The 3337-nt window shown below is 66.4% G+C and carries 3 protein-coding genes and 1 pseudogene; all 4 read left to right on the forward strand.

Annotated features, from left to right (window positions below; genetic code table 11):
- The coding region (locus NN5_RS26485) for a hypothetical protein (RefSeq protein WP_067739213.1) at nt 1-603 on the forward strand (603 nt) is incomplete at its 5' end.
- 100 nt (nt 604-703) lie between these two features.
- Nucleotides 704-1180: a hypothetical protein gene (locus NN5_RS24325; protein WP_041559375.1), complete on the forward strand. Its 477-nt coding sequence runs from the start codon at nt 704-706 to the stop codon at nt 1178-1180.
- A 28-nt stretch (nt 1181-1208) separates the two neighbouring features.
- A complete protein-coding gene (locus NN5_RS24330) occupies nt 1209-2351 on the forward strand; it encodes a phosphoadenosine phosphosulfate reductase domain-containing protein (protein WP_083835217.1) in 1143 nt (380 codons plus the stop codon).
- Between the two features lie 64 nt (nt 2352-2415).
- Nucleotides 2416-3337: pseudogene (locus tag NN5_RS24335) on the forward strand (ATP-binding protein); the annotation flags it as partial.

A 3337-nucleotide genomic window follows, 5' to 3' on the forward strand; every position in this document is an offset into this window, starting at 1 on the left:
AGTCAGAAGTGGAAGATCCAGCCGCAGGACCAGTGGGTGGCGCGCTGGAAACGCGCGCAGGATTGCTGGAGGCGTGGCGACAAGGTGGTGAAGCTTATCGGCTATGACGCTTCGCCCGCCGAAAGCCGCCGTTATGCTCACCGCGAAGGCCACGTCAGCGAACGCTTCGACTATCGCTATCCCCTGCGCGAGTGGGGCTGGGACCGGGCCCGCTGCGCCCAGCGCATCCGCGAGGAAGGTCTCCCCGTGCCGATCAAGTCGGCCTGCTGGCTCTGCGCTGCCCAGAAAGTCGACGAATTGCGCTCGCTCCCCCGCTGGTGTCTGCGTCTCATCGTGCTTGTCGAGGCCCGCGCGGCACCGCGCCTGCGCACGGTCGAGGGCCTATGGCGCTCATCGACCGCCGCGCGCCCAGGCTCGATGACCGCCTATATCCGCGACCAGGTCTTGCTCGATCCGGAAGAGATCGACGCGATTATCGTCGGCGCGCCGGTCGAGCTGGTCGATTTTCAACGCGTGGCCGCGGCCATTCCCGTCGAAGAGCGCCCGATCATGCGCGACTGGATCGAGCGGTTCAATCGCGAGGCCACCAAGCTCGCGGCATGATCGAAGTCGACAGTTTGGCCAAGTCCTCCCGATTTGCGACCCGGAAGGAGAGGGGGTGGCGCTGTGTGCCCGGAATTGCCGGGCAGCGATGGAGGACGCGATGAAGATCGAACTGCGCCGGATCAACCACAACGCCAAACTGTCCGAAGAATCCAATGCCTATACCGCCGAGATCTGGATCGATGGCGAGCGTGCCTTCGATGCCCGCAATCAGGGGCAGGGCGGCTGCGATTTCTACCGCCAGATCGGACGGTGGAGCGAGGCCGAGGTCAATGCATGGCTCAAGGCCAACCGCCCGGTCCGCACCTATCAGGGGCTGACCCTCGAACATGACCTCGAGGCCGAAGTCGGCGACCTGCTGGCGCGCGAACTCGAATATCGCCGGTTGAAGGGGCTGCTGCGCACCAATCTCGTCACGATCGAACGCGGCCAGGTCTTCCAATACCCCTTGCGCAAGCGTCCGCTCGATCTCGTAGCGCGCGCGGTCACTGCCACCAACCGCCAGGCCGTGATCGTCAATGGCGCTCACGACGACGTGATCCGGCAAGCTCTCGCCATCCTTCTGGCTGCCGAATGATCCGCAACCTCGCAGCGGAGTAGCGCGGGTGAACATCCCCTTTTCTGTCGCGCGGCGAGTGCCCGGCGCGGACCCCGACGTCGCGATCGACGCTCCGGTTCTCGATGCCATCGCGGGCGGCGCCTGGTTTGCCTTCAGCCTTTCGGGCGGCAAGGATTCCACCGCAAGCGCGCAGGCAGCGAACGCCTTGCTCGACCTGTTCGGGCATCCCCGTTCGCGCCGGATCGCCATCCATGCCGATCTCGGCCGCGCCGAATGGCGTTCCACCCCCGCGACCGTCGCAGCGGTTGCGGGTCGCCTCGGTCTGCCGCTCGTCGTCGTGCGCCGCGGCGCCGGCGATATGGTCGCGCGCTGGGAACAACGTTTCGCCCGTGGATGCCGCCGCTACGAAAATCTCGAACTCTATCACCTGATCGGCCCGTGGTCCTCGGCCAGCCTTCGGTTCTGCACCTCGGAACTCAAGGCCCAGGTCATTGGACCCGAGCTGACACGCCGCTACCGGGGCGAGACGATTGTCTCGGTGATCGGCCTGCGCCGGGCCGAAAGCGCCGCGCGGCGTGGTACGCCGATCTCGCGTCTCGACACCCGCTTCGCCAGGCCCGGAAATGCCTCGGGCACGCGTATGCTGAGCTGGTATCCGCTTGTCGACTGGTCGGAGCCGCAGGTCTTCGCCTGCCACGACCGGCACGGCTTGCCGCTTCACGAAGCCTATCGCTGCCATGGATCCACCAGACTGTCCTGCGCCTTCTGTGTCCTCGCTTCGGGCGCCGACCTCGCCGCCGCGAGCCGCGCCGCCGGCAATCTCGATCTTTACCGCCACCTGGTCGCGATGGAGGCGTCCTCCACCTTCTCTTTCCAGCCGGGACGGTGGCTGGCCGACGTGGCGCCGCATCTGCTGGCTCCGTCACTGGCGCGCGACATAGCTCTCGCCAAGCGCGACGCCGTCGCGCGCCGCGAAATCGAAGCGGCGATGCCACCGGCCCTACGGTTCGTGAAAGGCTGGCCGCCGCGATTGCCGACAATCGAGGAAGCAGGACGGATTGCCCTGGCGCGGACCCAACTGCTGGAGCGCCAAGACCTTGCGAACCATTTCCGGGATGCCCGCGCCGTCAGGCAGCGCTTCGCCGAACTCCTCGACGCAAGGCACAGGTTGCGCGTCTCTTCGCCATGAGGGGGAGGGGGTAGGGCGGATAGGACGGTGCGGAATTGGTTGCACCGGTATTGCGGAGCGCGCCATGTCCCTTCCTGCCACAATCCACACCTCGGTCGGTCAATCGCTGCTGGGCAAGATCACCAGATTCTTCAACAACGGCGTGTCGGATGTCCTCGTCGAGGCGCTCCAGAATTCGCGCCGAGCCGGCGCCAGCCGCGTCGAGATCGATACCATCAATGTTGGCGGCCGCGCCATCCTCGTTATCCGCGACGACGGCATCGGTGTCGATGATCCGGCCAAGCTGGTGACGCTGGGCGACTCAGGCTGGGACGCGGCCATCGCCCACCGTGAAGACCCGGCGGGCATGGGCGTGTTCAGCCTAGCGGGGCGCCGCGTCGAGATACGCTCCCATGCGCGGGGCGCCGACCATGGTTGGCGGGTCGTCATTCCGCCCGAAGCCTGGGAGACAGGCGCCGCCCTGGCTGTCGAGCCCTGGGAGATCGACTTCGGCACGGAAATCCGTATCGACATGCCCGAGGCATGGATCGCCGATCTCGCCAATGCTGCGGCCAATGCAGCCCGGCATTACCCGCTTCCGGTGCTGTTCAAGGGTGAGCAACTCAAGCGGACCGATTTTCTCGCCGGAGCCGTGCGTGTCGAGGGGTGGCACGGGTGCCGCATCGGCATCTTCCACGATCGCGGACACATTCCCTCCAGCTATCCGCGCATCAATTTTCACGGCCTCACGGTCTCCTGCCCCATGCCGAGCATCAGCGAGGTCGACGCCAGCGAAACCTGGCATGTGCGGGTGGACATCGCCGATGCCCCGGCGCTGCAGCTCGTTCTCCCGGCCCGCAAGGAAATGGTCCAGAACGCGGCGCTCGAGCACTTGGGCGAGGCCGCCGAGCGGGCGATCTTCCGCACGATCGCCCAAACCGGTCGGCATCGTCTGGCCCGTGCACAATGGCTGCGCGCCCGGGAACTTGCTGTCGACCTCCCCGAAG

Source organism: Novosphingobium naphthalenivorans NBRC 102051 (genome assembly GCF_001590985.1).
Classification (GTDB): Bacteria; Pseudomonadota; Alphaproteobacteria; order Sphingomonadales; family Sphingomonadaceae; genus Novosphingobium; species Novosphingobium naphthalenivorans.